General features: G+C 66.7%; 22 protein-coding genes. 12 read left to right on the forward strand and 10 right to left on the reverse strand.

Features of this window, described 5'->3' with window-relative positions; all coding sequences use genetic code 11:
• The 4 genes from QE494_RS10105 to QE494_RS10120 form a co-directional block, all read right to left on the reverse strand.
• A partial coding sequence (locus QE494_RS10105; RefSeq protein ID WP_300042953.1) for a 4'-phosphopantetheinyl transferase superfamily protein occupies positions 1-669 on the reverse strand: 669 nt, incomplete at its 3' end.
• A 34-nt stretch (positions 670-703) separates the two neighbouring features.
• A complete protein-coding gene (locus tag QE494_RS10110; RefSeq protein WP_300042955.1) occupies positions 704-1,051 on the reverse strand; it encodes a hypothetical protein in 348 nt (115 codons plus the stop codon).
• 56 nt (positions 1,052-1,107) lie between these two features.
• Entirely contained in the window at positions 1,108-3,732 is a 2,625-nt protein-coding gene (locus tag QE494_RS10115) for a thioester reductase domain-containing protein (RefSeq protein WP_300042957.1), read from the reverse strand.
• 66 nt (positions 3,733-3,798) lie between these two features.
• Positions 3,799-5,568 (reverse strand): fatty acyl-AMP ligase, encoded by a 1,770-nt coding sequence (locus tag QE494_RS10120; protein ID WP_300042959.1) that lies wholly within the window; start codon positions 5,566-5,568, stop codon positions 3,799-3,801.
• 226 nt (positions 5,569-5,794) lie between these two features.
• On the opposite strand from QE494_RS10120, the gene QE494_RS10125 reads away from it, so the two are divergent.
• Both QE494_RS10125 and QE494_RS10130 read left to right on the forward strand, forming a co-directional pair.
• Positions 5,795-6,124, forward strand: coding sequence for a type II toxin-antitoxin system PrlF family antitoxin (locus QE494_RS10125; RefSeq protein ID WP_300042961.1), 330 nt, complete (start codon positions 5,795-5,797; stop codon positions 6,122-6,124).
• Positions 6,121-6,633: a type II toxin-antitoxin system YhaV family toxin gene (locus tag QE494_RS10130; RefSeq protein ID WP_300042964.1), complete on the forward strand. Its 513-nt coding sequence runs from the start codon at positions 6,121-6,123 to the stop codon at positions 6,631-6,633. Before QE494_RS10125 ends, QE494_RS10130 begins: the two co-directional genes overlap by 4 nt.
• A 34-nt stretch (positions 6,634-6,667) precedes the next feature.
• Here QE494_RS10130 and QE494_RS10135 read toward each other — a convergent pair whose 3' ends face one another.
• The 6 genes from QE494_RS10135 to lysS form a co-directional block, all read right to left on the reverse strand.
• Positions 6,668-7,816, reverse strand: a complete 1,149-nt coding sequence (locus tag QE494_RS10135; RefSeq protein ID WP_300042966.1) for a Fic family protein — start codon at positions 7,814-7,816, stop codon at positions 6,668-6,670.
• A gap of 246 nt (positions 7,817-8,062) precedes the next feature.
• On the reverse strand, positions 8,063-8,353 hold the full coding sequence (locus tag QE494_RS10140) for a type II toxin-antitoxin system RelE/ParE family toxin (protein WP_300042969.1): 291 nt from the start codon (positions 8,351-8,353) through the stop codon (positions 8,063-8,065).
• Complete coding sequence (locus QE494_RS10145; RefSeq protein ID WP_300042971.1) at positions 8,341-8,631, reverse strand: CopG family ribbon-helix-helix protein; 291 nt, start codon at positions 8,629-8,631, stop codon at positions 8,341-8,343. The genes QE494_RS10140 and QE494_RS10145 overlap by 13 nt, the downstream gene beginning before the upstream one ends.
• Positions 8,632-8,740: 109 nt before the next feature.
• Positions 8,741-10,036 (reverse strand): MFS transporter, encoded by a 1,296-nt coding sequence (locus tag QE494_RS10150; RefSeq protein WP_300042973.1) that lies wholly within the window; start codon positions 10,034-10,036, stop codon positions 8,741-8,743.
• 45 nt (positions 10,037-10,081) lie between these two features.
• Positions 10,082-10,327, reverse strand: a complete 246-nt coding sequence (locus QE494_RS10155; protein WP_300042976.1) for a hypothetical protein — start codon at positions 10,325-10,327, stop codon at positions 10,082-10,084.
• A 22-nt stretch (positions 10,328-10,349) separates the two neighbouring features.
• The gene (lysS, locus tag QE494_RS10160) at positions 10,350-11,879 is read right to left on the reverse strand and encodes a lysine--tRNA ligase (protein ID WP_300042979.1); all 1,530 of its coding nucleotides are present in this window, start codon (positions 11,877-11,879) and stop codon (positions 10,350-10,352) included.
• A 118-nt stretch (positions 11,880-11,997) separates the two neighbouring features.
• On the opposite strand from lysS, the gene QE494_RS10165 reads away from it, so the two are divergent.
• Genes QE494_RS10165 through neuC form a run of 10 tightly spaced genes read left to right on the forward strand, consistent with a single transcriptional unit; the run spans position 11,998 to position 22,759 of the window.
• A complete protein-coding gene (locus tag QE494_RS10165; protein WP_300042982.1) occupies positions 11,998-13,641 on the forward strand; it encodes a lipid II flippase MurJ in 1,644 nt (547 codons plus the stop codon).
• A 48-nt stretch (positions 13,642-13,689) separates the two neighbouring features.
• Positions 13,690-14,490, forward strand: a complete 801-nt coding sequence (locus QE494_RS10170; RefSeq protein ID WP_300042985.1) for an aldolase/citrate lyase family protein — start codon at positions 13,690-13,692, stop codon at positions 14,488-14,490.
• On the forward strand, positions 14,487-15,044 hold the full coding sequence (locus QE494_RS10175; protein ID WP_300042988.1) for a sugar transferase: 558 nt from the start codon (positions 14,487-14,489) through the stop codon (positions 15,042-15,044). The genes QE494_RS10170 and QE494_RS10175 overlap by 4 nt, the downstream gene beginning before the upstream one ends.
• A 3-nt stretch (positions 15,045-15,047) precedes the next feature.
• On the forward strand, positions 15,048-16,871 hold the full coding sequence (gene asnB, locus QE494_RS10180) for an asparagine synthase (glutamine-hydrolyzing) (RefSeq protein WP_300042990.1): 1,824 nt from the start codon (positions 15,048-15,050) through the stop codon (positions 16,869-16,871).
• Positions 16,868-18,133 carry a hypothetical protein gene (locus QE494_RS10185; protein ID WP_300042992.1) on the forward strand — a complete coding sequence of 422 codons (1,266 nt, stop codon included), beginning with the start codon at positions 16,868-16,870 and terminating at the stop codon, positions 18,131-18,133. The genes asnB and QE494_RS10185 overlap by 4 nt, the downstream gene beginning before the upstream one ends.
• Positions 18,133-19,143: a GNAT family N-acetyltransferase gene (locus QE494_RS10190; RefSeq protein ID WP_300042994.1), complete on the forward strand. Its 1,011-nt coding sequence runs from the start codon at positions 18,133-18,135 to the stop codon at positions 19,141-19,143. The genes QE494_RS10185 and QE494_RS10190 overlap by 1 nt, the downstream gene beginning before the upstream one ends.
• Positions 19,144-19,152: 9 nt before the next feature.
• Positions 19,153-19,839: a bifunctional 2-polyprenyl-6-hydroxyphenol methylase/3-demethylubiquinol 3-O-methyltransferase UbiG gene (locus QE494_RS10195; RefSeq protein ID WP_300042997.1), complete on the forward strand. Its 687-nt coding sequence runs from the start codon at positions 19,153-19,155 to the stop codon at positions 19,837-19,839.
• Positions 19,836-20,582, forward strand: a complete 747-nt coding sequence (locus QE494_RS10200; RefSeq protein WP_300043000.1) for an acylneuraminate cytidylyltransferase family protein — start codon at positions 19,836-19,838, stop codon at positions 20,580-20,582. Before QE494_RS10195 ends, QE494_RS10200 begins: the two co-directional genes overlap by 4 nt.
• Positions 20,579-21,625, forward strand: a complete 1,047-nt coding sequence (gene neuB, locus QE494_RS10205) for an N-acetylneuraminate synthase (protein ID WP_300043003.1) — start codon at positions 20,579-20,581, stop codon at positions 21,623-21,625. The genes QE494_RS10200 and neuB overlap by 4 nt, the downstream gene beginning before the upstream one ends.
• A gap of 3 nt (positions 21,626-21,628) precedes the next feature.
• Positions 21,629-22,759, forward strand: coding sequence for a UDP-N-acetylglucosamine 2-epimerase (gene neuC / locus QE494_RS10210; protein WP_300043007.1), 1,131 nt, complete (start codon positions 21,629-21,631; stop codon positions 22,757-22,759).
• The last annotated feature ends 11 nt before the right edge of the window (positions 22,760-22,770 follow it).

The raw sequence follows: 22,770 nt of genomic DNA on the forward strand, positions 1-22,770 counted from the left end.
ACACGGCAGGCTGCGGTAATGGCCCTGCCAGGCCAGCGCCGCTCGGTAGCCGGGTGGGGCTGGAAGGGCCACTACCCAGACGGGTGTGTCCAGCCCCAGCGCCGGGCCGGCGCCCAGCGGGTTGGGAATGACAAAGGAGGCTAGCGGCAGGGTCAGGCCCTGCTGCAGACACTTGGCGACAGCCTCTTTGGCCGCCCACCAGGCAAAGAAGGCGGTGCGTTGAAGTTTTGCGGGCATTCGAGCCAGGGCCCGGACCTCGCGCGGATGGAAGAAGCGCCGAGCCACTGGCGCCATGCCAAAGGTCACGTCCACCCACTCGATATCGATGCCCACGGGAACGCCGGGGCAGGCAGCCGCTGCGACCTGGTCGCCGCTGTGGCTTACGTTGATCGCGCAGCCGGGGAGATCCGGCAGGATCGGAGCTCCCGAGGCCAAATGGGTCACGGGGGCGTGTGACCACCAGGCGCCCAACTGCTGGTGCAGCAGGCCACGCAACAGGGCGCGGCCAGACAGGGAGCGGACCTGGGCCATGCCCAGGCGGTCGCGGTAGTCGTCCGCGTCGGTGGCCGTCTCGAAGCGCCTGCGCAGCGCCCCTGCGGTCGCCAAGTTGGCATGGCACCACCAGGCATGGCCAGCCCGGTTGGGCGGTAGGTTCAGCGCCTTTTCCATCGCGATTGTTTTGAGTCTAAAGCGCGCGTAGGCCTTAGCGCGTCCGCATGATTCGGAACTCCCGCGTGACCGCCGGGTTGCCGGCCTGGCGGGTGTCCACCGTCCAGTCCCACTCGACGCGGTCGTTGCCGTGCCGAACCTCGCCCCAGACGCGTTGCGCACCGCAGCCCGAGGGTCCGACGCGCAGGCGTACGTCTTCACCATTGATCGACTCGGCCCGGCCGATCGAGTATCGCTGGCGCACGGCGACGTCGCGCCCGGCCTGTTGGCGATCCAGGAACCAACGCCAGACCTCGACCACCAGTGCTTCCTGGCTGGGGTCGTGGAACAGGACATAGCGCACCACCATCGACAGGCCACGTACCGGGTCGTTCCAGAGCATGTAGTAGGCCTCGGTTTCGTTGACGTGGGCGGGGCGAACCCCAGCCTTTCGTCCAGTCAGGGTGGGCCAGACGCGGATCTTCCGGACTGGTTCCCCGCCACGATCGCAGTCGCGCCGGCGCTGGCGGTTGCGACGCCTTGCACCGCCTTGTCTCGAGAGGGTGCCTTGAGCTCTGCTAGCACTCCTGGCACCTCGTCATAGAAGCCGCTGCTGATGAAGTGGCGGGTGTAGCGCTCGAGCAGCTTGAGCGCTGGCGGTGGCACGAAGGCGAGGTCTTGGATCGCCTCGCGGAATTGGCGGCTGTCCACGAGCGGGAAGAAAACCTGCGCTTGTGACATGGCCTCGATGAAGTCGACAAAGGGCGCCAGGGCGTTTTTCCGAATCATTTCTGGTCCGAGATCTAGGAATTCCTTCTTCCAGATCTCCCAGGGAACGGCTCTGAGTACGAAGCCTGCCTTCTGGTGCCAGTCGATGTAGTCTGAGACCGAACGACTGTCGGGGTGAGTGATGAAGTAGGCCCGGTTCAGGTTCTTTGGCGCTTGTGCGATGTGGACGATGGACTTGCTCACGAAGTCGATCGGTGCCACCTCCCAGAGGCTATCGAGTGCTGGAAAGCATTGCAGCTGCAGGCAGCCCTTGAAGACTTGCGGAAGAAATTCGTCGAGCTTGTGATAGGTGCCGTCCGACAGGCCGCTTATGAGCGGCGGTCGATAGATCGCGCCCGGGATACCTCGCTCTTGAAAAGCCGTCCAGACCATCTTGTCACTGACATATTTGCTTTGCTCGTAGCCGTTGAGAAGATCCTCTCCGTGGAGCAAGGGGCTGGTTTCTGGGATCGGCGTCTTTCGGTCATAGCCGTTTGACATCACCACGCCCAGGGTGGAGACGTAGTGGAATTGGATACGGCGTGGCGCATCGGCACAGGCCAGCCGAAGCAGGTGCTCGGTCGCGTCGACATTGGTGGCCTTGAGATACTGGTAGGGATGGACGAAGTTCACCGACGCGGCGCTGTGCAAGATTGTGTCGATGTCTGCGGCCAGGGCGGCAAAGCGCGTTGGTGTCAGCCCTAACAAGGGCGCGCTCATATCGCCCGGTACGACCGACAGCCGGGCGCTGGCATCGGTTGTCTCCAGCTGGTAATTCCGCAGGTTCGACAGCACGCGCGCGAGCCCATTTTCGGCAGTGCGCGCGCGCACCAGGCAGACGATATGGGCTTGGGTCTGTTTGAGCAGTTCATGCAGGAGAAACGCCCCCAGGTATCCGGTAGCGCCCGTGAGCAGCACGCGCTGCATGGGCGTGTTGTAGGTGCTGGGATCGCTGCCCGCGATTGAAATACTTTTATCTAGCCGGCCTTCTTCTGCCATGCGATAGCCGCCGCTTGGCGGGGCGGGAAGGTCGCCGGTTCGCGCCACCTCAATGGCTCGGGCGAGGTGGGCAATAGTAGGTGCCTCTAACAACTGCAGCGAAATCTTTCTCGGTGCACCAAATTCCCAACTGCGCTCGAGGACCGCTGCTGCAGTGTGGACGTTGCCTCCCAGCGCATAGAAGTCATCGTGGATGCCGATGGGGTCGATCTGAAGCACGCTGCGCCAGATCGCGCACAGACGCTGCTCCCAAACCGTGCGGGGGGTGGCGTACTCGGTGGGCAGCGCTGGGCGCTGGTTGCTTCCCGCGCGCAGGAGCTGCTGCGCCAGGTTGTCAATATCCCGCCCCGTGCGGGGAAGCATCGCGAGCTCGGCCGAGGCCTGTACGCCCCCGAGCGGGTCACCGCCCATCGTGATGCCCGGGGCTGAACTGGAGATCAGGGCGGCGTAGCGTCGCACGATTTCCGTGGCCAGGGCCATAAAACATGCGTGTGTGAAGGGAATGTGCCCCTGCGCATCTCGCGCTTCGTCAAAGAGTGCGGTGATCTTGTAGTTCTGGTCAATGCGACGGAGGTCGACCACATGGACATTAGAAAGGTCGCTGGTGCCATCGATCAGGGCCTGATCCAGTGCGTCCATTTGATTCAACAGGCCCAATCGGCTCACCGCCTGGGGTGAATGCGGTGCCAGCACGATAAGCAGCGGGATGCGGCTGCGATGGGCGGCGGCACGCAAGGCGTCCAGTAGCTCATTGACCAGAGAGCTTGCATCTTCCGGTGTTGCCGGTTCTGCGCTGGAGCGAAGCAGGTCCTCCAGTCGGATCACGAGCGCCGCCATTCCCTGCGATGTGCTGCCGACCAGGCCTTGCGAGTTGCGAAGTTCCCCTAGTACTTGGTTGTAGCGTGCACAGGTGACCTCGCAAGGCCGGTCCATGCGTTTTAGTAGGAAGCGCAACGCGTCGCCCAGAGGCGCTGCGGTGAAAGTGGCTGCGACAACCAAGGTTTGCTTGAGGCTCGCGCCTGGCGCGTCGCGGCGCTTGCGGCGCTCTTGCATCCCGAGCAACTCATCGCACAGTTGATCGACTGACTCAAATTCGTAGAAAGCCGTTGGCTCGACATCGATTGAGAGAAGTTCCTCAATCTCTCCGGCCAATCTCACCACATGGACCGAGCTCATGCCCAGCTCATGGATCGATCGGCTGAAGTCGACCTCGCTGATCGATAGGTCGGTACATTTGCTAATTTCATGGCGGAGCCAGTCCCTGAATTCGGCGAATGGTCGTTGCGGGGCGAGATGGTCAATGGTGTTGAGGATCATGTTGGGCAACCGGTGGTCCAGGGAGCTCGTGCTAAGGTGACCCCTACGCACGTGCGCATTTTTTTCTTAGGAATCAAATCGGCCAATGACCTGCAGTGCTCCGGACTGCAGCAGCTCCCGGCAGGCGCGGCGCTGGATCTTTCCGCTGGTGGTCATGGGGAGCTGCCCCCGCTCGAGCAGCACCACCTCGGCCACTGGCACCTGGTGGTGTTGCGCCACACGCGTGCGTATCGCCCGTGCTGTGAGCAGGGGGTCGAAGTCAGCCGAAAGGCGCCGGTGCACCTCGGCCAGCACCATCACGGCCTCGCCTGCAAGGCCATCGACCGCCAGGGCCGCCACCGCATGCGGGCGGATCGCAGGGCTGGCCGACTCCACCGTCTCTTCGATGTCCTGCGGGTAGTGGTTTTTGCCGGCGACGATGATCAGGTCCTTGACCCGGCCGGTGACATACAGCTCGCCCTCTTCGTCGAGAAAACCCAGGTCGCCGGTGCGAAGAAAGGGGCCTTCGCCGCTCAGGGTGCGGGCCTCGAACGTGTCATGGCTCTGCTCGGGTCGCCCCCAGTACCCCTTGGCCACGGTGGGGCCGGCCACCCAGATTTCGCCGATTCGCCCGCCCAGGCAGGGTGCGTGCGTGTCCGGGTCCACGATGACCACCCGCGTCTGCAGTGCCACTTTGCCGCAGCTGACCAGGTGGCGTTCGGGCCGTCCCTCATGGGGCGCCTTGACCTGGCCCATCGACAGCTGGGCAGCATCCGCGGAGTGGAAGACGGGATTGCCGTCGCGCGGCTTGATGCTCACCGCCAGCGTCGCCTCGGCCAAGCCATAAGCCGGGTTGGGCGAGGTAGGCGGCAGGCCCAGGGCTGCGAAAGTGCGTGTGAATCGCTCGATGCTCGATTGCCGTATCGGCTCGGCCGAATTGAAGGCCACCGCCCAGCAAGACAGGTCGACATCGGCCAGCCGGTCCAACTGCACGCTGTTGCAGCACAGGTCGTAGATGAAATTGGGCGCACCGGCGTGGGTGATGCGCAGCTGGCTGATGGCGCGTAGCCAACGCTCTGGGTGCATGACCACGGCATTCGGCGTTGACAGCCACAGCGGGATGCCGCAAAACAAGGGCTGTAGACCACCGACGATGAGACCCATGTCGTGGTAGAGGGGTAGCCAGGACAGTGCCCGATCCTCACTGCGCAGCTCGCAGTGGGTCTGGATGTACCGCCCCTGGTACATCAAATTTCCGTGCGTGACCATCACGCCGCGGGGCATACCGGTCGAGCCAGAGGTGTATTGCAAAAAGGCCAACTCGTCGGCCGCGGGGTGATGCGGGTACCAAGCTGCGGCCATCGCGTCGTCGATTGCATCGACCGCCACCCGCAGCAGCGGCGGGAAGTCGGCCTCGCCGAGCCCCAAGCGACCCTGGCGCTCGCTGGCGCTGAAGTTGGTCAGGAGCAAGCGCGCGCCGCAATCGGCCGCCACTGCCTTGAAGCGCGCCACATGATTGCGCTGGGTTGGCGCGAACAAGGGCACGGCAATCACCCCCGCGTAGGCACAGGCCAAAAAGCTGAGCAGGTAGTCGGCGTCGTTGTCGAAGACCAGCAGAGCCCGCTCGCCGGCCGCGCCCAAGGCCTGCAGCTTCGCCGCGATGGCTCGGCAGCGGAGGTCAACCTCCGCGTAGGTGTAGCGGCGCCCTTCGTCCTTGAGGTTGGGCAACTCGGTCAGTGCGAGCTGGTCCCCGCGGAGTGCCGCATGGTGGCCGAGGACGTCGACGTAGCTGTTGAAGTGGAAATTGGCGGAGGAGGCGGCGCCGTCCTCCAGGTCGAAAAAGGTCCTGGCGTTCATGATCCGAGGCAATCGACAGGTGGCGAGCAGGGCCTACCGCTTTGCCCCGGCTTGGCTGGTGAGCCAACTCATCAGCTAGCGGGCAATCCTACAGATGAATACAAAAATATCAACAGAAATTTGAAAGTAATTTTATGTGGCTATTTTGGTTGAGTTCATCATCCACCCCAAAGGCAAGGCGATTGCATTACCATCTTCGGCATTCCCTCTTTCCCCGGAGCGCGCCATGCCTGCCACGCTAGAAGTCGAATCCACCCTGACCGACCGCTACCAGACCACGGTGCCCGAGACCGTGCGTCGCGCGCTTCGACTCGGCAAGCGAGACAAGATTCAATACACCATCCGCCCGGGGGGCGAAGTGGTGATGACGCGCGTTGATGCCTCTGAAGCGCACGACCCGGTGCTCGGTCAGTTCTTGAATTTCCTGGCAGACGACATCGCCAACCATCCGGAGCGACTGAAGGTCATCGACCCCGCCCTGGTGCAGCGCATTCAATCGCTGACTGGTGGCATCGACGTCGATCTCGACGCACCCTTGTCGGCGGACGATGAATGAACAGCGGCAAGCCCGCGCTTTTGCTCATTCACGGTTGGACGGTCTTCGCGCACCCGCTGTTTCTCGCGCAGCTGGAAGGCCTGGTCCAGCAGGTCGAGCGACTCAGGAAAAAAGACCCCGGCGGGTATGTGAAAAAGAACGCCAGCAAGCGACTGGCAGCGGTTGCCAAATTGGCAGTCGATGTCATCCCGCAAGACCCGGCGAGGCCAGAGTACCGACAAGGCAGCACGCTGGGCGACGACTACAAGCACTGGTTCCGGGCCAAGTTTTTCCAGCAATACCGCCTGTTCTTTCGCTACCACGCGCCCAGCCAAGTGATCGTGCTGGCCTGGGTGAACGATGAGGACAGCAAACGTGCCTATGACAGCGGAGACGATGCCTACCGAGTGTTCGGGAAGATGCTTGACAGCGGACACCCGCCGGACGATTGGGATCAGCTGCTGAAAGAGTCTCAGTCTGCTGCGAAGCGAATGCAGTCCAGCATGGCGTCGCTGAAGCGATTGGAGTGATGAAGTCCGCGCCGATCAACGCGAGTGCGGACTTCTACCGCGACAGCAGGTCCACGTAGGGCTGATAGCTGTAGCTCCGGTTCTTCTTCTGGCCCGTCACTTCAGTCACGATACCCAGGTCTTCCAGTGCCTTGACCGCAGCCGTTGCCGTCGGAAAACTTGTCTCGAGTTGTTGGCGCACGCGCTCGATTGTGAAGCGCGGCATCATCGGTAGCATTTCGAACAGACGGTAGCTTGCCGGTCCTGCCTTGGCCGATTGCAGCAAGCGCTTGCGGTCGGCGGCGACCAGGGAAGCCACTGCAATGACGTTGCGCTCTGCATCTCCGGCGGCCACCGCCACCGCATCCAGGAAGAAAGTCACCCAGGACTCCCAGTCTCCCCCAGAGCGGATGTTCGACAGCCGCCGGTAGTACTCAGATTGGTGTTGCTTGAGGTAGCCACTGAGGTACATCAAAGGCTCATGCAGGAGACGCCATTGCTCAAACAGGGCTGCGATCAGCAAGCGGCCGATGCGGCCGTTGCCATCCAAAAACGGATGGATGGTCTCAAACTGTGCATGAATGAGCGCTACGCGGACCAGCGGCGGAAACTCGGTTCCGCCCACGTGGATGAAGCGCTCCATATCGGCCAGCAAGGCCGCGACGTGGTCCGGCGGGGGCGGTACAAATGCAGCATTGCCCGGCCGGGTCCCACCAATCCAGTTTTGCGACCGTCTCAGCTCTCCAGGCTGCTTGCCTGCGCCTCTCACACCGTCCATGAGCAGGCGGTGGGCATCGCACAGCAAACGCACGCTCATGGGCAATCCTTTGGGATCGCGCAATTGCTCTTGCACCCATCGGAAGGCACGCAGGTAATTGGTCACCTCCTCCACATCGTCGATGTTGCTGACCTTGAAGCCCGCCTCCTCGTCGAACAAGTCGATCAGGGTGGCTTGCGTTCCCTCAATTTGCGACGTGAGCAAGGCCTCCTTGCGGATGGCGCCATACAGCAGCCAGTCCACCGAGGGGACCAAGCCAGACACCCCCTCAAGACGCGCCAGCGCCAGTTCGGCTCTTCGGTTGGGGTCCGCATAAACCTCTGGCATCAGGGCTGGCTCAGACGGTGGCAAGGGGTGGGGCACAAACGCCCGCACCGACTCACCCAAGGTGGTAGGGGAGGCGTAGGTTCCGGTGTGTCGTGTCATTGAAAGCCCGCTTTAACTGAGGCTGGCCAAATTAAACCATTCTTTAATTTGGCTCGGGCGCTCAATTCCGCGCTTTCGTCTGGGCAGGCGTGGCCCGCAGCATCATCAAGGCACCCACCATTGCCACACCCACTGCCGCCGAGAGGTACAGGCTGCCCAAGCTCCAGCGCGCCAGCGCGAGGTCGAATCGCCAAGGTATCCGCTGCCGTCTGAATGCAAGTACGCCGACCCCTCGCTCAGTGAAACTCAGAAACCGGCTTCCTTCTGATGCCTCACTGCAAGGATGATGATGTGCTGCGCATCCAGCCTGTAGCGTGCCACGTAGCCGCTGTCGCCAAAATCGACGATCCAGTCACGGAATTCGTCATCCATGTCCAGGACGGGCCTCCCCAGGCCAGGTTGTAGGGACAACACTCGGACACCTTGGCGAATGGCAGAGGCAGCTCGCGTAGCCGCGTCCTGATTCTTCGAGGCGAGAAACCGATAGAGGCGCTGCACATCGAGCAGGGCCTGGGGCGACCAAATCAGCTGCGGCATGCTGGCGGATCAAGGTCGTTGCCCTGCTCCAGCTCGGCGAGCCAGGCATCTGCTGCCTCTGCTGTCACGTGTTGGCCGGTGGCGCGAAAGGCCTCCCACGCTTGCACAGTGTCTTGACGAAACGCTTCCCGCTTTTCTTCCCGGTCGACGTATTGGGTGATCGCCTCTCGCATCAGCCAGTGCGGTGTACGCTGGCGCGCGTCTGCCAAACGCTTCACGCGAGCCTTGGTGTCGTCGTCGATCTTGATCGCGACAGGTCGAACGCTAGCAACAGCCATGACATCCTCCGGAAGAGTATTACTTGGTAATACCTGAAGATACTACGCTGCGTTATCGATCGCAATCTGCGCCTAGGCCTTGTGGGTTCGGCTATTTGCCTGAGAGCTGTTAGCGCGCATCTGGATCCGCGTCTGCAGGCGTAGCCCGCAGCATCATCAAGGCCCCCACCATCGCCACGCCCACCGCCGCCGAGAGGTACAGGCTGCCCAAGCCCCAGCGCGCCAGCGCGAGGCCAAATAACCAAGGCGCCAGCGCCTGCGCAATGCGCGCCGGCACCAGCAGCAGGCCCTGGCGCTGGCCGTAGCCCTGGGCGCCGAAGATGGCCAGGGTCATGGTGCCCTTGGCAATGGTGAGGATGCCGTTGCCTGCGCCATGCAGCAGGCAAAAGGCTGCCGCACCGGGAGCACCAAAGGCCAAGAGCACCGCCACGCCCAGCGGGTGCAGGGCCGAGGCGATGCGGCCCGAGAGCAGCGGGTGCAACTTCTGCAGCACACCAAACTCCAGCACCCTTGCAGCCACCTGCGCCGGCCCGATGAGGCCACCCAGGGCGACGGCGGCGGCCAGGCTCACCCCGCTCGCCATCAGCAACTGCGGCAGGTGCGAGGCGAGGGCGGTGCTCACGAAGAGGGAGCCGCTAAAGACGAAGGAGAGCAGGAGGACGGTGCGAAGGCCCCGGTCGGGTGTGGGTGTGCCTTGTGCATCTGCTGCAGCTGGGTGGCCGCCAGGTGGGCCGTCGTCGGCGCGAGAGGCGGCGATCGTGGCTGCGGCTCGATCGGTGCTGGCCACGCCGGTGTCAGCAGGCGGGGTGGCGGGCTCTGCTCCGGCAGACGCCCCCAGCGGCTGCGCCTTCGGCAGCAACAGATTGAGCGGCAGCCCCAGCAGCAGGTGCATCGCGGCCCAGCCCAGGCAGGCGCCGCGCCAACCCCATTGCGATTCCATCCAGGCCGAGAGTGGCCAGCCCACGGTGCTTGCAAAGCCGGCGAGCAAGGTGATGCCGGTGATGGACGACCGCGCCTGGTCCCCGTGCAGCCGCACCAGGGTGGCAAAGCCGGCCTCGTACAGGCCGCTGCCCATCCCGATGCCCATGACGGCCCAGGCCAGGAAGAGGCCAAAGCCGTCCTCGGCCCGCGCCAGCAGCACGAGCGCGGTGGCAAACACCAGGCTGGTGCCTGCCAACACGGGCCGGCCACCGCGGCGGTCGATGGCGCGTCCGGCCCAGGGGCCGACGGCAGCCGAGACCAGCAAGGCCATGGTGAAGGCGGCAAAGACGGTGGGCGTGTCGACGCCTGTGTCTTTGGCCATCGCGGCGGCCAGCACCGCGGGCAGGTAGTAGGTGGAGGCCCAGGCCAGGGTCTGGGCGGTGCCCAGAAGGAAGACGTTGCGGACGCTGGGCGGGGTGGTCATGTGAGCAGTCCGCCTGTACCCGTGGCCGGTGTCTTGGGCGGGCGCTCAGGCGTCCGGGCTGGGGGGCTTGGGCGAGCCGGCCGTCGTGGCAGGCTGGCCCTGGTCGGCGATTGGGGCAGCGGGTGCGGCATCGGGAGGTGCCACCGGGTTCGTCGCCAGACTTGCGGCTGCTGCCGCCTCCTCGCGCTGACGCTGCTCGCGCTTGCGGCGCTCTTGCTTCAGGTCATGCAACTGCCACAGGCCCCAGGCCAGGGCCAGCAGGAAGACGCCAAGCTCGATCCAAATGCCCATGAAGCGCTCCGTCTCGAAGGGGTCAGACCTCGCGCCGCAGTGCGGGGAAGAGGATCACATCGCGAATGCTGGGCGAATCGGTCAGCAACATCATCAAGCGGTCAATGCCGATGCCGCAGCCGCCGGTGGGCGGCATGCCGTACTCGAGCGCGCGCACGAAGTCGTGGTCAAAGAACATGGCCTCGTCGTCGCCGGCGTCCTTGGCGTTGACCTGCGCGTGAAAGCGCGCCGCCTGGTCTTCGGCGTCGTTCAGCTCTGAGAAGCCGTTGCCGAACTCCCGGCCGGTGATGTACAGCTCAAAGCGCTCGGTCACCTCGGGGCGCTCGTCGTTGGCGCGGGCCAGCGGCGAGATCTCGGTGGGGTGCTCCATGATGAAGGTGGGCTGCCAGAGCTTTTCTTCCACCGTTTCTTCGAAGTACAGCACCTGCAGGCTGGCGAGGGTGCGGGTGGAGAGGCGGTGCTTTTCTTCGCTGAGTCCGAGCTTTTTCAGCGCCGGGATCAGCCACTCGCGGTCATCGGCGCCAGCGCCGGCGTCGGTGTGGGTGGCAATGGCTTCGCGGATGGTCAGGCGGGCAAAGGGCTCGGCCAGGTCGACTGGCTTGCCGCCGTAGGTCAGTTGCAGCGTGCCCGCGGCCTTGACGGCGGCGTCACGCACCAGGGCCTCGGTGAAGTCCATCAGGTCGCGGTAGTTCCAGTAGGCCGCGTAGAACTCCATCATCGTGAACTCGGGGTTGTGACGCACCGAGATGCCTTCGTTGCGGAAGTTGCGGTTGATCTCGAACACCCGCTCAAAGCCGCCGACGATGAGACGCTTGAGATACAGCTCCGGCGCGATGCGCAGGAACATCTGCTGGTCCAGCGCGTTGTGGTGGGTGGTGAAGGGCCTTGCGTTGGCGCCACCAGGAATCGGGTGGAGCATGGGCGTCTCCACCTCGAGGAAGTGGTGCTGCACCATGAACTCGCGAATGCCGGTCACGGCCTTGCTGCGAGCGATGAAGCGCTTGCGGGCGTCTTCGTCGGTCATCAGGTCCACATAGCGCTGGCGGTACTTCACTTCCTGGTCGTGAATGCCGTGAAACTTGTCCGGCATCGGCCGCAGGCTCTTGGTCAGCAGGCGCACCGAGGTGGCGTGAACCGAGAGCTCGCCGGTGCGGGTTTTGAACAGGTGGCCCTCGCAGGCCACGATGTCGCCCAGATCCCAATGCTTGAAGGCGGCGTAGACCTCTTCACCCACGCTGTCGCGGGTGACGTAGATTTGCACACGCCCGGTGCCGTCTTGCAAGGTGGCAAAGCTGGCCTTGCCCATGACGCGTTTGAGCATCATCCGGCCGGCGATGCGGGCTGGCAGCTTTTCCGCCTCCAGCGTGGGCGCCTCCTTGAAGCCGTGGGCCTCGTGCAGGGCGGTGGCATGGTCGGTGGGCTTGAAGTCGTTGGGGAAGGCCACCGGGCCGCCGTTTTTTTGCACCTCACGCAGGGCCTTGAGCTTGTCGCGGCGCTCGGCGATCAGCTGGTTCTCGTCAACGGCGGTTTGGGGGGTGGCTTGTTCGGACATGAGGGTGCTTGGGCTGGAGGCAGGGCAGGGGCCCGGCCAAACCCCTGATTCTAGTTTTTCGGGGCGCGGCCCCCGGCCGGCGCCTGCCTGCCCATGCCCGGCCGGGATAATGCCCCCCATGTTGCTCAAGGCCGGCGCGATCTCCCTGCTGCTGCTGGTGGCCAGCCGGCTGCTGGGGCTGCTGCGTGAGTCGGCCCAGGCTGCCGCCTTTGGCGCCACCGGCCTGGCCGACCTGGCGGTGCTGATGCTCACGCTGCCAGACTGGATCACCGGGGTGCTGGCCAGTGGCGCGTTGTCTTATGTGCTGGTGCCAGCTTGGGCTGGGCGCAGCGCGGCGCAGGTGGCGGCGAGCCAGCGCCGGGTGGCGCGGGTGGTGCTGGGCCTGGGGCTCGCGTTGGGCCTGGTGGCGGTGGCTGCCCTGATGCTGGCGCCGCAGGCGGTGCTGGGGTGGTTGGCGCCCGGCCTGCCAGCCTCATTGACCGGGCTCGCTGTGCCCGGTGTTTCGACCGATTCGGGAGCCGCCGGGGCCGGTATGGCAACTGCGGGGCTCTCGGCGATGTCACCGGCCGCATCCGGCCTGATCTGGAGCGCGCTGGCGCTCGCTCCCGCCCTGCTCGCTGCCCTGTGGGCGACCCGTTTGCAGCACGAGGGCGATGCGGTGGGCCTGTACGGGGCCAACCTGGTGGTCAATGGCACGCTGGTGGCGGCGATCTGCTTTGCCGGGTGGATGCTCGGGAGCAGCATGGCGAGCGCGCCGGGACATGCGGGCGCGGGTCGCGCCGATGGCGCGGTGTTGGCGCTCGGCCTGGGACTGCTGGCCGCCATGGGCCTGCGCCTGGCCTGGCAGGCCTGGCGGGAGGGACGCGCCCAAGTGGTCGCGCCCTTGGTCGCGCCCTTGGTCGCGCCAGTGGTCGCGCCATTGCCGGAGGCGCCGGTGCCCCTGCCACCTCCGCCCGCCTGGGTCTGGGCCATCCTTGCCGCCGGCCTGCCGCTGGCCTTGCCCTTTGCCGCCCGCTCCCTGGCCTCGGCCGAGGGGGAGGGCGCGCTGGCGGTTTTCAACTACGCCTGGAAGCTGGTCGAATTGCCGCTCATGCTGGCCATTCAGCTGGTGGCTACCCTGGCGTTTCCGCGGGTGGCGCGGGCGGTGGCTGCGGGCCTGGATCAACCCGGCACCCGGGCGCCGGTGCAGGCGGCCTTTGGCCTGGCCTTTGCCCTGGCCTGCGCTGCCTGCGCCGGCCTGCTGCTGGCGGCCGATGTCGCCGCCCGTCTGCTTTTTGGCTGGGGCCGGATGGACCCGGCCGGCCTGGCGCAGGTGGCCGAGTGGAGCCGCATCGGCGCCTGGAGCCTGCTGCCCCAGGCGGTGTCGGCGGTGGGCCTGACCGTGCTGGCCGCTCAGGCTCGGCTGCGGCCCGCAGCCCTCTGGCATGCGCTGGGCTTGGCGGTGCTGCTCGCGCTGGGGTCGCTGGCTTCAAGCAGCGCGGCCTTCCTGATGGCGGCACTCTGCGCCGTACTTGGCATGGTCGCCCTGGGCGTGCTGGCAGCCATGGGCGGCGCTGTGCGGCGTCTCCTCCCATGGGCGTCCATGGGCGCGGCGCTGGCCGCACTCGCGGTGGTGGCCTGGCTCGCGCCCTGGGTGACGCAGCTGCTGCCGGCGCCGGCCTGGCGCCTGGCCTTGGCGGTGCTCGCCGCGCTCGGTGTGCTGGCCGCGGCCTGGGCCGCCGCCGGCCCTCTGCGGCAGACGCTTCGGGGCAGGGGCGCCTGAGGGGGCCTTGCGTCGCCCAGCGGCGATAATCGCAGGCTGCCTGCGCCCATGCTTGACCTCATTCAAATCACCAACGACCCGGCCTTCGCGCGCCGTTGCGACGCCATCCCGGGCCTGCGCCTGTGGGTCGACCTCGAGCGTCTGGGCAAGGCCGAGCGCCAGGCGGGTCGCAACACCTTCATCAGCACCCACGCGCTCGATGATGTCGACCGCATCAAGTCCCAGCTCGCGCGCGCCCGGCTGATGGTGCGGGTGAACCCCTTGCACCCGGGCAGCGCCGAGGAGGTCGACGCGGTTCTGACCCGCGGCGCAGACCTCCTCATGCTGCCCATGTTCGAAGACGCCGCTACCCTGCGTGCCTTCGCCGCGCTGGTGGCGGGCCGCTGCCCCATCGTGCCCCTGCTCGAGACGGCAGGCGCGCTGGCGACGCTGGACGAGTGGATCACCACCCCCGGCCTGTGGGAGGTGTACATGGGCCTCAACGACCTGCACCTGTCGCTGGGCCAGCGCTTCATGTTCGAGTCCCTGGCCCTGGGCCTAGTCGACCGCGTCGCCCAGGCGGCGCACGCGCAGGGCCTGCGTTTTGGCTTTGGCGGCATCGCCCGGCTCGACGAGGGCCTGTTGCCCGGGCGGGCGGTGCTGGCCGAGCACCAGCGTCTGGGCTCGGGCGCGGTCATCCTCTCGCGCACGTTTCATCGGCCTGATAGCGATGCGGTGTTTGAGCGCGAGGTCGCCGCCCTGCGCGAGGCCGAAGGTCAGCTGGCTACGCGTGACGCGGTGGCTGTGGCCCGCGACGCTGCCGCCACCCGCGAGACCATCACCCGAATCGCCGCGGGTCTGGGCACATGATCAAGCGCCTGTTCGACCTGCTGCTGTCGGCCCTGGCCTTGCTGCTGCTGTCGCCCCTGCTCCTGGGGACCGCCCTGGCGGTGTGGTGGGAGGACGGCTGGCCTGTGCTGTTTCGCCAGGTGCGGGTCGGCCGCCACGGGCGTGAGTTCGGCATGTACAAGTTTCGCAGCATGGTGAAGAACGCAGCGGCCATCGGCCCGTATCACACCGCCTCAGACGACCCGCGCATCACCCGCGTGGGCCGCTTCATTCGCCGCACCAGCCTCGATGAATTGCCGCAACTGCTCAATGTGCTGCTGGGCCACATGAGCCTGGTGGGCCCGCGTCCCGACGTGCCGGCGCAGCGGGCGCTGTATTCGGAGGCCGACTGGGCCGCGCGCTGCAGCGTTCGGCCTGGCGTCACGGGCCTGGCCCAGGCACGCCTGCGCTCGGCGGCGACGCCCGAGCAGCGCTTGGCGCTGGACCTGCAATACGCCCGCGAGGCCGGCCTTTGGTTGGACCTGCGCATCCTGTGGTGGACGCTGGGCCGCCTGTCTGGCCAAGGGAGCAACTGAGTCATGTGCGGCATCTTTGGCTACTGGGACCGCCGCCGCGAGGCGCTCGCCCCCAGCGTTTTGACTGCCATGGCGCGCAGCATCGTGCACCGCGGGCCGGACGACGAGGGCGTGCGCCACCAGATGCCGCGTGGCGTGGCGGTGGGCAATCGGCGCCTGTCCATCATCGACCTGGCGGGTGGCCACCAGCCCTTCGTCTCGGACGACGGCGCCATTGCCGTGGTGCAAAACGGCGAGATCTTCAACCACGTCGAACTGGCCCAGGAGCTGCGCGCCCAGGGCGTGCGACTCGACACGCACTCTGACACCGAGGTGATCTTGCGCCTGTATGAGCGCGAGGGCATCGCCTGCCTTCGGCGCCTGAACGGTATGTTCGCGATTGCGATCGACGACGCGCGTGAAGACGCCCTCTACCTCGCGCGTGACCGCATCGGCGTGAAGCCCCTCTATGTGCATGACGACGGCCAGCGCATGGTTTTCGGCTCGGAGATCAAGGCGCTGCTGCCAGCCATCGAAGCGCGTGGCGCCAAGCCGGGTGTCGACCTGGAGGGCATTCACCACTACCTGGCCTTCAACTACATTCCTGCGCCTTGGACGGCCTGGCAGGACGTGCGCCATGTCATGCCCGGCACCTGGATGAAGTGGAGCCGCAGCGGCGCGGTGCGCACCGAGCGCTGGTGGTCGCTGGCCGACCAGCAGGAGCGTGACCACGACTTTTCCGAATGGCAGGAGGAGTTCCTCTCCATCCTGGACGACGCCACCCGTATTCGCCTGCGCGCCGATGTGCCCTGGGGAGCTTTTCTGTCGGGCGGGGTGGATTCGTCCACCATCGTCGCCCTCATGGCGCACCATGTGCAGGCGCCGGTCAAAACGTTTTGCATCGGCTTTGCCGACCCGCGCTTTGACGAGTCGCACTTTGCCGCAGAGGCAGCCAAGCGATTTGGCTGCGACCACACCCTCGAGATCGCCGAGCTGAACATGCTCGAGCGCTGGCCGATGGTGCTGCACCACCTGGACCAGCCGCACGGCGACGCCTCCTTCATGCCCACGCTGCGCGTCTCAGAGCTGGCTGCCAAGCATGTGAAGGTGGTGCTCACCGGCGATGGTGGCGACGAGCTCTTTGCTGGCTATGAAAAGTACGAGCAGTTCTTTGCCCAGCCCGGAGTCGACACACTAGACGACGCGAGCTTTCGCCGCCGCTACTTCGACTCCATCTCCCTCTTTACCCCCGAGGCCCGCGCCGCGCTGTACCGGCCCGAGGTGGCAGCGCGCCTGGCCGGCATCGACAGCCTCGAAGCCGCTGCCAAACCCTGGTTCGACGAGGCCGCGCATTACGACCGCATCAACCAAGCCCTGTACCTGGACATGCAGCTGCTGCTCTCGGGCAACAACCTGGTCAAGCCCGACCGCATGGGCATGGCGGTGTCGATCGAGGCGCGCACGCCCTTCCTCGACTGGCGAATGATGGAGCTGGCTTTCCGCTCGAAGGGGCGCACCAAGCTCTCGCCCGAAGGCGATAAAAAGCATTGGTACAAGAAGGCGGTGGCACCCCTCATCGGCGAGGACCTGGCCCACCGCAAGAAGCAGATGTTCACCGTGCCGGTGGGCGAGTGGTTCCGCAAGGAAAGCTACCCCTGGCTGGCGCGCACCTTAGGCGGCAGCGACTTGCTGCAACAGCTGTTCGAGCCCACGGCAGTGACGCAGATGCTCGAGCGGCACCGCGCCGGCAGCGCCAACCACACCCGCGAGCTGCGGGCGCTGGCGGCGCTGGCGCTGTGGGAGCGGGGGGCCGCGCAGCATGGCTTTGACGTCGGGGTCGGCGCATGACGCGTGTGGCGGCAATGCCCGGCGCTGGCTCGGCCTCGTCCTTGCCGGTGTGGCTTTTTGTCGCCTATGGCGGCGGGCATGTGAAGGCCTTGCTGCCCGTCGCCCGGCAGGCCCAGGCGCAGGGCCTGGCGCGTGTGGTCTTTCTCGCCCTCACCACCGCCGCTGCGCCCGCGCGCGAGGCGGGCGTGCCCACCTACGGCTTCGCCGATCTGCTGGGGCCCTCAGACACACAGGCCCTCCAGCATGGCGAGCGCCTGGTGCGGACCCTGTCAGTGCAGGCAGCGCAGCGCGAGGAGTCGCTGGCCTACCTGGGCTTGTCGTACGCCGAGCTCGAAGCCGATGTGGGCGAATCCGAGGCTGCTGCGCGCTTCGCGCAGTATGGTCGCCAGGCCTTCCTGCCGGTGCGCGTGCTGGAGCGCGCCATCGAGCGCTGGCGGCCCGCGTGTGTGCTTGCCACCAATTCGCCGCGCGCCGAGCGTGCGGCCTTGCTGGCGGCGCGCCGCCAGGGCGTGCCCAGCCTGTGCCTGCTCGACCTCTTTGGTTTATGGGAGCGTGACTGGCTGGTCCGCCCCGACTATGCAGACGCCTTGTGCGTGCTCAATCCGCAGGTGGCGTCCAGCCTGGTGGCTGCAGGGCGTCCGGCGGCGCACATTCACGTGACCGGTAACCCGGCCTTCGACAGCATCCACGACCCCGCCGTGATCGCCCAGGGCCAGGCCCTTCGGCGCGAGGCGGGCTGGTCGGCGCTGCATGTGTTGTTCTACGCGTCTTCGCCCGAACCCGAAGAGGTGACGGGCATCGCCGGGCGAGGCGACCCCGCTTGGCCCAGGCGCATCGAGGCGCAGCTGATCGAGGCGGTGCAACGCAATCCGGCGCTGGCCCTGTGGGTGCGTCGCCACCCCAGCGAGGCGCCAGCCGACGACGTTGAGGCCGCAGACCATCCCCGCATCCGCGTCGCGCAGGGCCCGCTGCACTCCTACTTGCATGCCTGCGACGAGGTGGTGGTGACCGTGTCCACCGTCGGGGTCGAGGCGGCCCTGGCAGGGCGTGAGGTGACTCAGGTGCGCGGCTCCATCCTGGACGGCCTGAGCCCTTACCGGGCGATGGGCATCGCGCAGCGCGAACTTGCTTTGGACGCCATTACCAGCGAACTGGCGTTGCCCGTCGCTGCCACTGCGCGGGCGGCCGATGGCACCCCAGGCCAGGCCGCCGCGCGGGTGCTGGCGCTTGCCCGCCGCTTGGCCAACGCAGGAGCCACCTGATGGCACGCATCGTGGCCCTGTCCACCTCTGAGGCGCAGGCGCGCTTTGAGCAGCTGCCGCCCGCGCTGCGCGTCGCGTCATTGAGCCCGGCTTTTGCGGCGGCGGATGCCCAGCGCGATCCCGCGCTGCGCTGCGTGCATGCGTGCCTGGAGGGCGCGGGCTTTGAGTGGATGCATAGCGTCCACCTGCGAGCCCTGAGTGACCAGACCGGTCAGTGGGGCGCCACCTCCCCCTATGGCTATGGCGGCCCAATCACGCCGGCCACCGATCCGGCCCTGCATGCCCAAGCCTGGGCGGCCTGGCAGACCTGGTGCCGTGAGGAAGGCGTGCTGGCCGAGTTTTGCCGTTTCCACCCGCAATTGCCGTCGTCGCCCCTAGCCTTTGGCGGCAGGGTGCGCGAGAACCGCCCCACCGTCTCGGTCGACCTGACCGTGCCCGATGTAGCGGCCGGCTTCAACAGCCTCACCCGCCGCAAAATCCGCCGCGCGCAGCAGGCGGGTGTGCAGACCCGTTGGAGCCGCGAGGCGGCTGATTGGGTCCGCTACGCCCCGTTCTACCGGCAGGCGATGCAGGACGTACAAGCCACGGCGTTCTACTTCTTCCCCGACGCTTACTTTGAAGCCCTCTCGCGGCTGCCCTGCGCCTACCTGCTGGTGTGCGAGCGCGAGGGGCGTTGGCTGTCGGCGGGCGTGTATCTGCTGGAGGGCGGCCTGCTCGAATACCACCTGGGCGCGAGCAGCGCGGAGGGTAAGGACAGCGGCACGCCCAGCCTGATGCAGGCACAGGCCGCCACCTGGGGCCAGGCGCAGGGCGCACAGGCCCTGTACCTCGGGGGCGGCACCGACCCGACACCCGACAACCCCCTCCTGTTCTACAAACTGGGCTTTTCCCGCCGCACCCTGCCTTTCTCAGTGGGGGAGGCCATCCACGACGACAATCGCTATTGGGCGGCGGCCGCCCGGCTCGGCTTTGACCGGGACCATCCGCCACCCCGACTTCTACTTGACTGAAAGTGCCTCATGAGCCGTGACGCCCTCTGGGAAGAGATCTTCAGCACCCGTGCCTGGGGCCGCTATCCCCCGGAAGATCTGATTCGCTTTTGCGCCCAGCGCTTTTACGCCCGCCAGCCTCGCAGCGACGTGAAGCTGCTCGAGGTCGGCTTTGGCACTGGCGCCAATCTTTGGTACTTCGCCCGTGAAGGCTTTGGCGTGCACGGCCTGGAAGGCAGCGAGGCCGGCGCGGCGCAGGCCCGTCAACGCCTGGACACCGAGCTTCCCGGCTGGAACCGCGGCGACGCGGACCGCCTGCGCGTGGGCGATATGTGCGAACCGCTGCCCTGGGCCGACAACCACTTCGACGCGGTGATCGACAACGACGCCGTCACCTGCGTCGACCATGACAGCGCCTGCCGCGTCTATGCGCAAATGCACCGCGTGGCCCGCCCCGGGGCCTGGCTGTATGTGCGTACCCCCGCCGCTGGCACCTGGGGCGACGGCACCGGCGAGGCGCACGGGCACAACGCCTGGCGTTGTAGCGAGGGCCCGTTTGCCGGCACTGGCATCGTGCGCTTTGCCTCCGAGGCCGACCTGTCCGCCTTGTTCAAGCCCTGGAACGTGCTGCAGATCGAGCAGGTTTCCCGCACCCTCGAAAACCGCAGCAAGGTCCACGCCGAGTGGGTGATCATCGCGAGGAAGGCCGAGGCGTGACTGCATCGGGCGCCCTCATTGCGACGATCTGCGCACGTGGCGGCAGCAAGGGGTTGCCGCGCAAGAACGTGCTGCCCTTCGCCGGGCTGCCGCTGATCGCGCACAGCATCCGCCAGGCCCTGGCCTGCCCGCAGATCGAGGGCGTGTACGTCTCCACCGACGACGAAGAAATCGCCCAGGTGGCGCGCGACCATGGCGCGCAGGTGCCCTATCTGCGCCCCGCTGAACTCGCCACCGACAGCGCCGGCAAGCTGCCCGCTATCGAGCACCTGGCGGCCCACCTCGAAGCTGGTGGCGCGCAGATTGCCGCCATCGTCGACCTGCAGCCCACCTCACCCCTGCGAAGTGCACACGACCTGCAGGCAGCCCTGGCGCTGCGCGATCGTGCCGGCCTGGTGGTCAGCGTGACGCAGCCTTCGCACAACCCCTATTACACGCTGGTCGAGGCGGCCCCCGAGGGGGGCCTCTGCCTATCCAAGCCATTGGCCTCGGGCCAGGCCGTGGCTCGCCAGGCGGTTCCCGAGGTATGGGGGCTGAACGGCGCCATCTATGTCTGGCGCCGTGACGCGCTGACCCGGGCGGTGCGTGATGGCTTTTGGAGCGTGGACATGTGCCCCCTGGTGATGCCGCGCGAGCGCTCCATCGACATCGACGACCGGCTCGATTTCGACACCGCCGAGTGGCTCTTCACCAGCGGTCGCACCGGCGCCGCCACCCCTTCTTCCCTTGAGAGTCAGACATGAAGCACGGCAAAGTCTTTGTCATCGCCGAAGCCGGCGTGAACCACAACGGTGACGTGGCCATGGCCTTGCAACTGGCCGATGCGGCGCTTGCAGCGGGAGCCGATGCGGTCAAGTTCCAGACCTTCCGCGCGGAGGACGTGGTCACGCGCAGCGCCGCGACCGCCGACTACCAGCGCACTAACACCGGTGCCACCAGCCAGTTCGACATGATCAAGGCCCTCGAGCTCGACGAGGCGGGCCACGCACAGGTGGCTGCGCACTGCGCACGCATCGGCATCGAGTTTTTCTCGACGCCGTTTTCTGAGCCGGCCGTCGACCTGCTGGTGCGCCTGGGCGTGCAGCGCCTGAAGATGCCGTCTGGCGAGATCACCAACAAGCCCTTGCTGCAGCATGCGGCGGCCACTGGCCTGCCCATGCTCATGTCCTCGGGCATGGCCACGCTCCAGGAGGTGCAGCGGGCGGTGCAATGGGTGCGCGAGGCGCGTCTGGCTGCGGGCCACGCAGCGCCGGATGCCCACAACTTGCACCTGCTGCATTGCACCTCGGCCTACCCCGCGCCCGCCGAAGCGCTGAACCTGCTGGCCATCCAGACCATGGCGCAGGCCACCGGCTTGCCGGTGGGCTACTCTGACCACAGCCAGGGTGTGGAGGCCGCCCTGGCCGCCGTTGCCCTCGGCGCAGCCCTGATCGAAAAGCACCTGACCCTGGACAAAGCCCTGCCGGGGCCCGACCACCTCGCCTCGGCCGACCCGCAGGAGTTTGCCGCCATGGTGCGCGGCATCCGGCTGGTCGAGGCCATGCGCGGTGACGGCGTCAAGCAGCCCACGGCCGTCGAGGCCAACACCCGCGATGTCGCGCGGCGCAGCGTGGTGCTGGCGGCGGCCCGGCCGCGCGGGCATGTGCTCACGGCGGCCGACCTCGTCCTGCGCCGCCCCGGTACCGGCATACAGCCCGAGCACCTGGCCTCATTGCCCGGCCGGCGCTTGGCCGCCGATGTGGCGGCCGACACCACCCTCCACTGGGACCTGCTGGAAAGCGCCTGAGCGATGCGCAAGATCTTGTATCTCACCGGCACGCGGGCGGATTTCGGCCTGATGGCCTCCACCCTTGCGCGCATCGCGGCCCATCCCGCCTTGTCGCTGCAGGTGGCGGTGACCGGCATGCACCTGAGCCCGGCCTATGGCCTCACGGTGCAAGAGATCGAGGCGACGGGCCTGCCCATCGTCGCGCGCATCCCCACCGGGGTCGATGAACGCAGCGTCGATGCCATGGCCCACGGCATCGGCCAGGCGGTGATCGGCCTGACCGACACTTTGCGCGACCACGCCCCTGACTTTGTCTTGCTCCTGGGCGATCGTGGCGAAATGCTCGCTGGCGCGATTGCGGCCCTGCACCGGGGCATTCCCATCGCCCACCTGCATGGAGGTGAGCGCTCCGGCACGGTGGACGAACCGGTACGCCACGCGATCAGCAAACTCAGTCACTGGCATTTCGTGGCCACGGAAGAATCGCGCGACCGCCTGGTTCGCATGGGCGAGCGGCCTGCGCAGGTGTGGGTCACGGGTGCGCCCAGCCTCGATGGCATCGAGGCCGAAGCCAGCCTCTCGCGCGAGGCCACCTTGCAGGCGCTGGGCCTGGAGGCGGGGGGGCGCTATGCGCTGGTCTTGTTCCATCCGGTGGTGCAAGAGGCGCAAGAGGCCTACGCCCAGACCCTGGCCCTGCGCCAGGCGCTTGAGCGCAGCGTCATTGCCAGCGGCCGCCAGGTGGTCTGGCTCGATCCGAATGCCGACGCCGGGGGCGGCGGCATCCTCCAGGCACTGGACGGCGCCGGTGTTCGGCGCATTCGTCACCTCGCGCGTTCTCACTACCTCGCGGCCTTGCGCCATGCCGACCTGCTGGCGGGCAATTCCTCCTCGGGCATCATCGAGGCGGCGAGCTTTGGCACACCGGTGGTGAATGTGGGCAGTCGCCAGAACGCGCGCCAGCGCAATGCCAATACCCGCGATTGCGAGCCGCAGACCGATGCCATTGAGGCCGCCCTGCAGGCCCAGCTCGCGCACGGGCCCTACCTTCCTGCCAATGTGTACGGCGATGGCCGTGCCGGCGAGCGCATCGTCGAATTGCTGGCCCATGAGCCCTTTGCCCCTGACCTGATGAACAAGGTCAACTCCTACTGAACACGACCCCT

This window comes from Ramlibacter sp. (assembly GCF_029866045.1).
Taxonomy (GTDB): domain Bacteria; phylum Pseudomonadota; class Gammaproteobacteria; order Burkholderiales; family Burkholderiaceae_C; genus Ramlibacter.

What these genes read in the sequence shown, in the direction of transcription:
- QE494_RS10130 (WP_300042964.1), top strand. Translation starts at nt 6,121, where the DNA reads ATGAACAGCGGCAAGCCCGCGCTTTTGCTCATTCACGGTTGGACGGTC.
- QE494_RS10175 (WP_300042988.1), top strand. Translation starts at nt 14,487, where the DNA reads ATGATCAAGCGCCTGTTCGACCTGCTGCTGTCGGCCCTGGCCTTGCTG.
- QE494_RS10140 (WP_300042969.1), bottom strand. Translation starts at nt 8,353, where the DNA reads ATGCCGCAGCTGATTTGGTCGCCCCAGGCCCTGCTCGATGTGCAGCGC.
- QE494_RS10120 (WP_300042959.1), bottom strand. Translation starts at nt 5,568, where the DNA reads ATGAACGCCAGGACCTTTTTCGACCTGGAGGACGGCGCCGCCTCCTCC.
- QE494_RS10125 (WP_300042961.1), top strand. Translation starts at nt 5,795, where the DNA reads ATGCCTGCCACGCTAGAAGTCGAATCCACCCTGACCGACCGCTACCAG.
- QE494_RS10185 (WP_300042992.1), top strand. Translation starts at nt 16,868, where the DNA reads ATGACGCGTGTGGCGGCAATGCCCGGCGCTGGCTCGGCCTCGTCCTTG.
- QE494_RS10155 (WP_300042976.1), bottom strand. Translation starts at nt 10,327, where the DNA reads ATGGGCATTTGGATCGAGCTTGGCGTCTTCCTGCTGGCCCTGGCCTGG.
- QE494_RS10135 (WP_300042966.1), bottom strand. Translation starts at nt 7,816, where the DNA reads ATGACACGACACACCGGAACCTACGCCTCCCCTACCACCTTGGGTGAG.
- QE494_RS10190 (WP_300042994.1), top strand. Translation starts at nt 18,133, where the DNA reads ATGGCACGCATCGTGGCCCTGTCCACCTCTGAGGCGCAGGCGCGCTTT.
- QE494_RS10150 (WP_300042973.1), bottom strand. Translation starts at nt 10,036, where the DNA reads ATGACCACCCCGCCCAGCGTCCGCAACGTCTTCCTTCTGGGCACCGCC.
- asnB (WP_300042990.1), top strand. Translation starts at nt 15,048, where the DNA reads ATGTGCGGCATCTTTGGCTACTGGGACCGCCGCCGCGAGGCGCTCGCC.
- QE494_RS10115 (WP_300042957.1), bottom strand. Translation starts at nt 3,732, where the DNA reads ATGATCCTCAACACCATTGACCATCTCGCCCCGCAACGACCATTCGCC.
- lysS (WP_300042979.1), bottom strand. Translation starts at nt 11,879, where the DNA reads ATGTCCGAACAAGCCACCCCCCAAACCGCCGTTGACGAGAACCAGCTG.
- QE494_RS10110 (WP_300042955.1), bottom strand. Translation starts at nt 1,051, where the DNA reads ATGCTCTGGAACGACCCGGTACGTGGCCTGTCGATGGTGGTGCGCTAT.
- neuB (WP_300043003.1), top strand. Translation starts at nt 20,579, where the DNA reads ATGAAGCACGGCAAAGTCTTTGTCATCGCCGAAGCCGGCGTGAACCAC.
- neuC (WP_300043007.1), top strand. Translation starts at nt 21,629, where the DNA reads ATGCGCAAGATCTTGTATCTCACCGGCACGCGGGCGGATTTCGGCCTG.
- QE494_RS10170 (WP_300042985.1), top strand. Translation starts at nt 13,690, where the DNA reads ATGCTTGACCTCATTCAAATCACCAACGACCCGGCCTTCGCGCGCCGT.
- QE494_RS10145 (WP_300042971.1), bottom strand. Translation starts at nt 8,631, where the DNA reads ATGGCTGTTGCTAGCGTTCGACCTGTCGCGATCAAGATCGACGACGAC.
- QE494_RS10165 (WP_300042982.1), top strand. Translation starts at nt 11,998, where the DNA reads ATGTTGCTCAAGGCCGGCGCGATCTCCCTGCTGCTGCTGGTGGCCAGC.
- QE494_RS10195 (WP_300042997.1), top strand. Translation starts at nt 19,153, where the DNA reads ATGAGCCGTGACGCCCTCTGGGAAGAGATCTTCAGCACCCGTGCCTGG.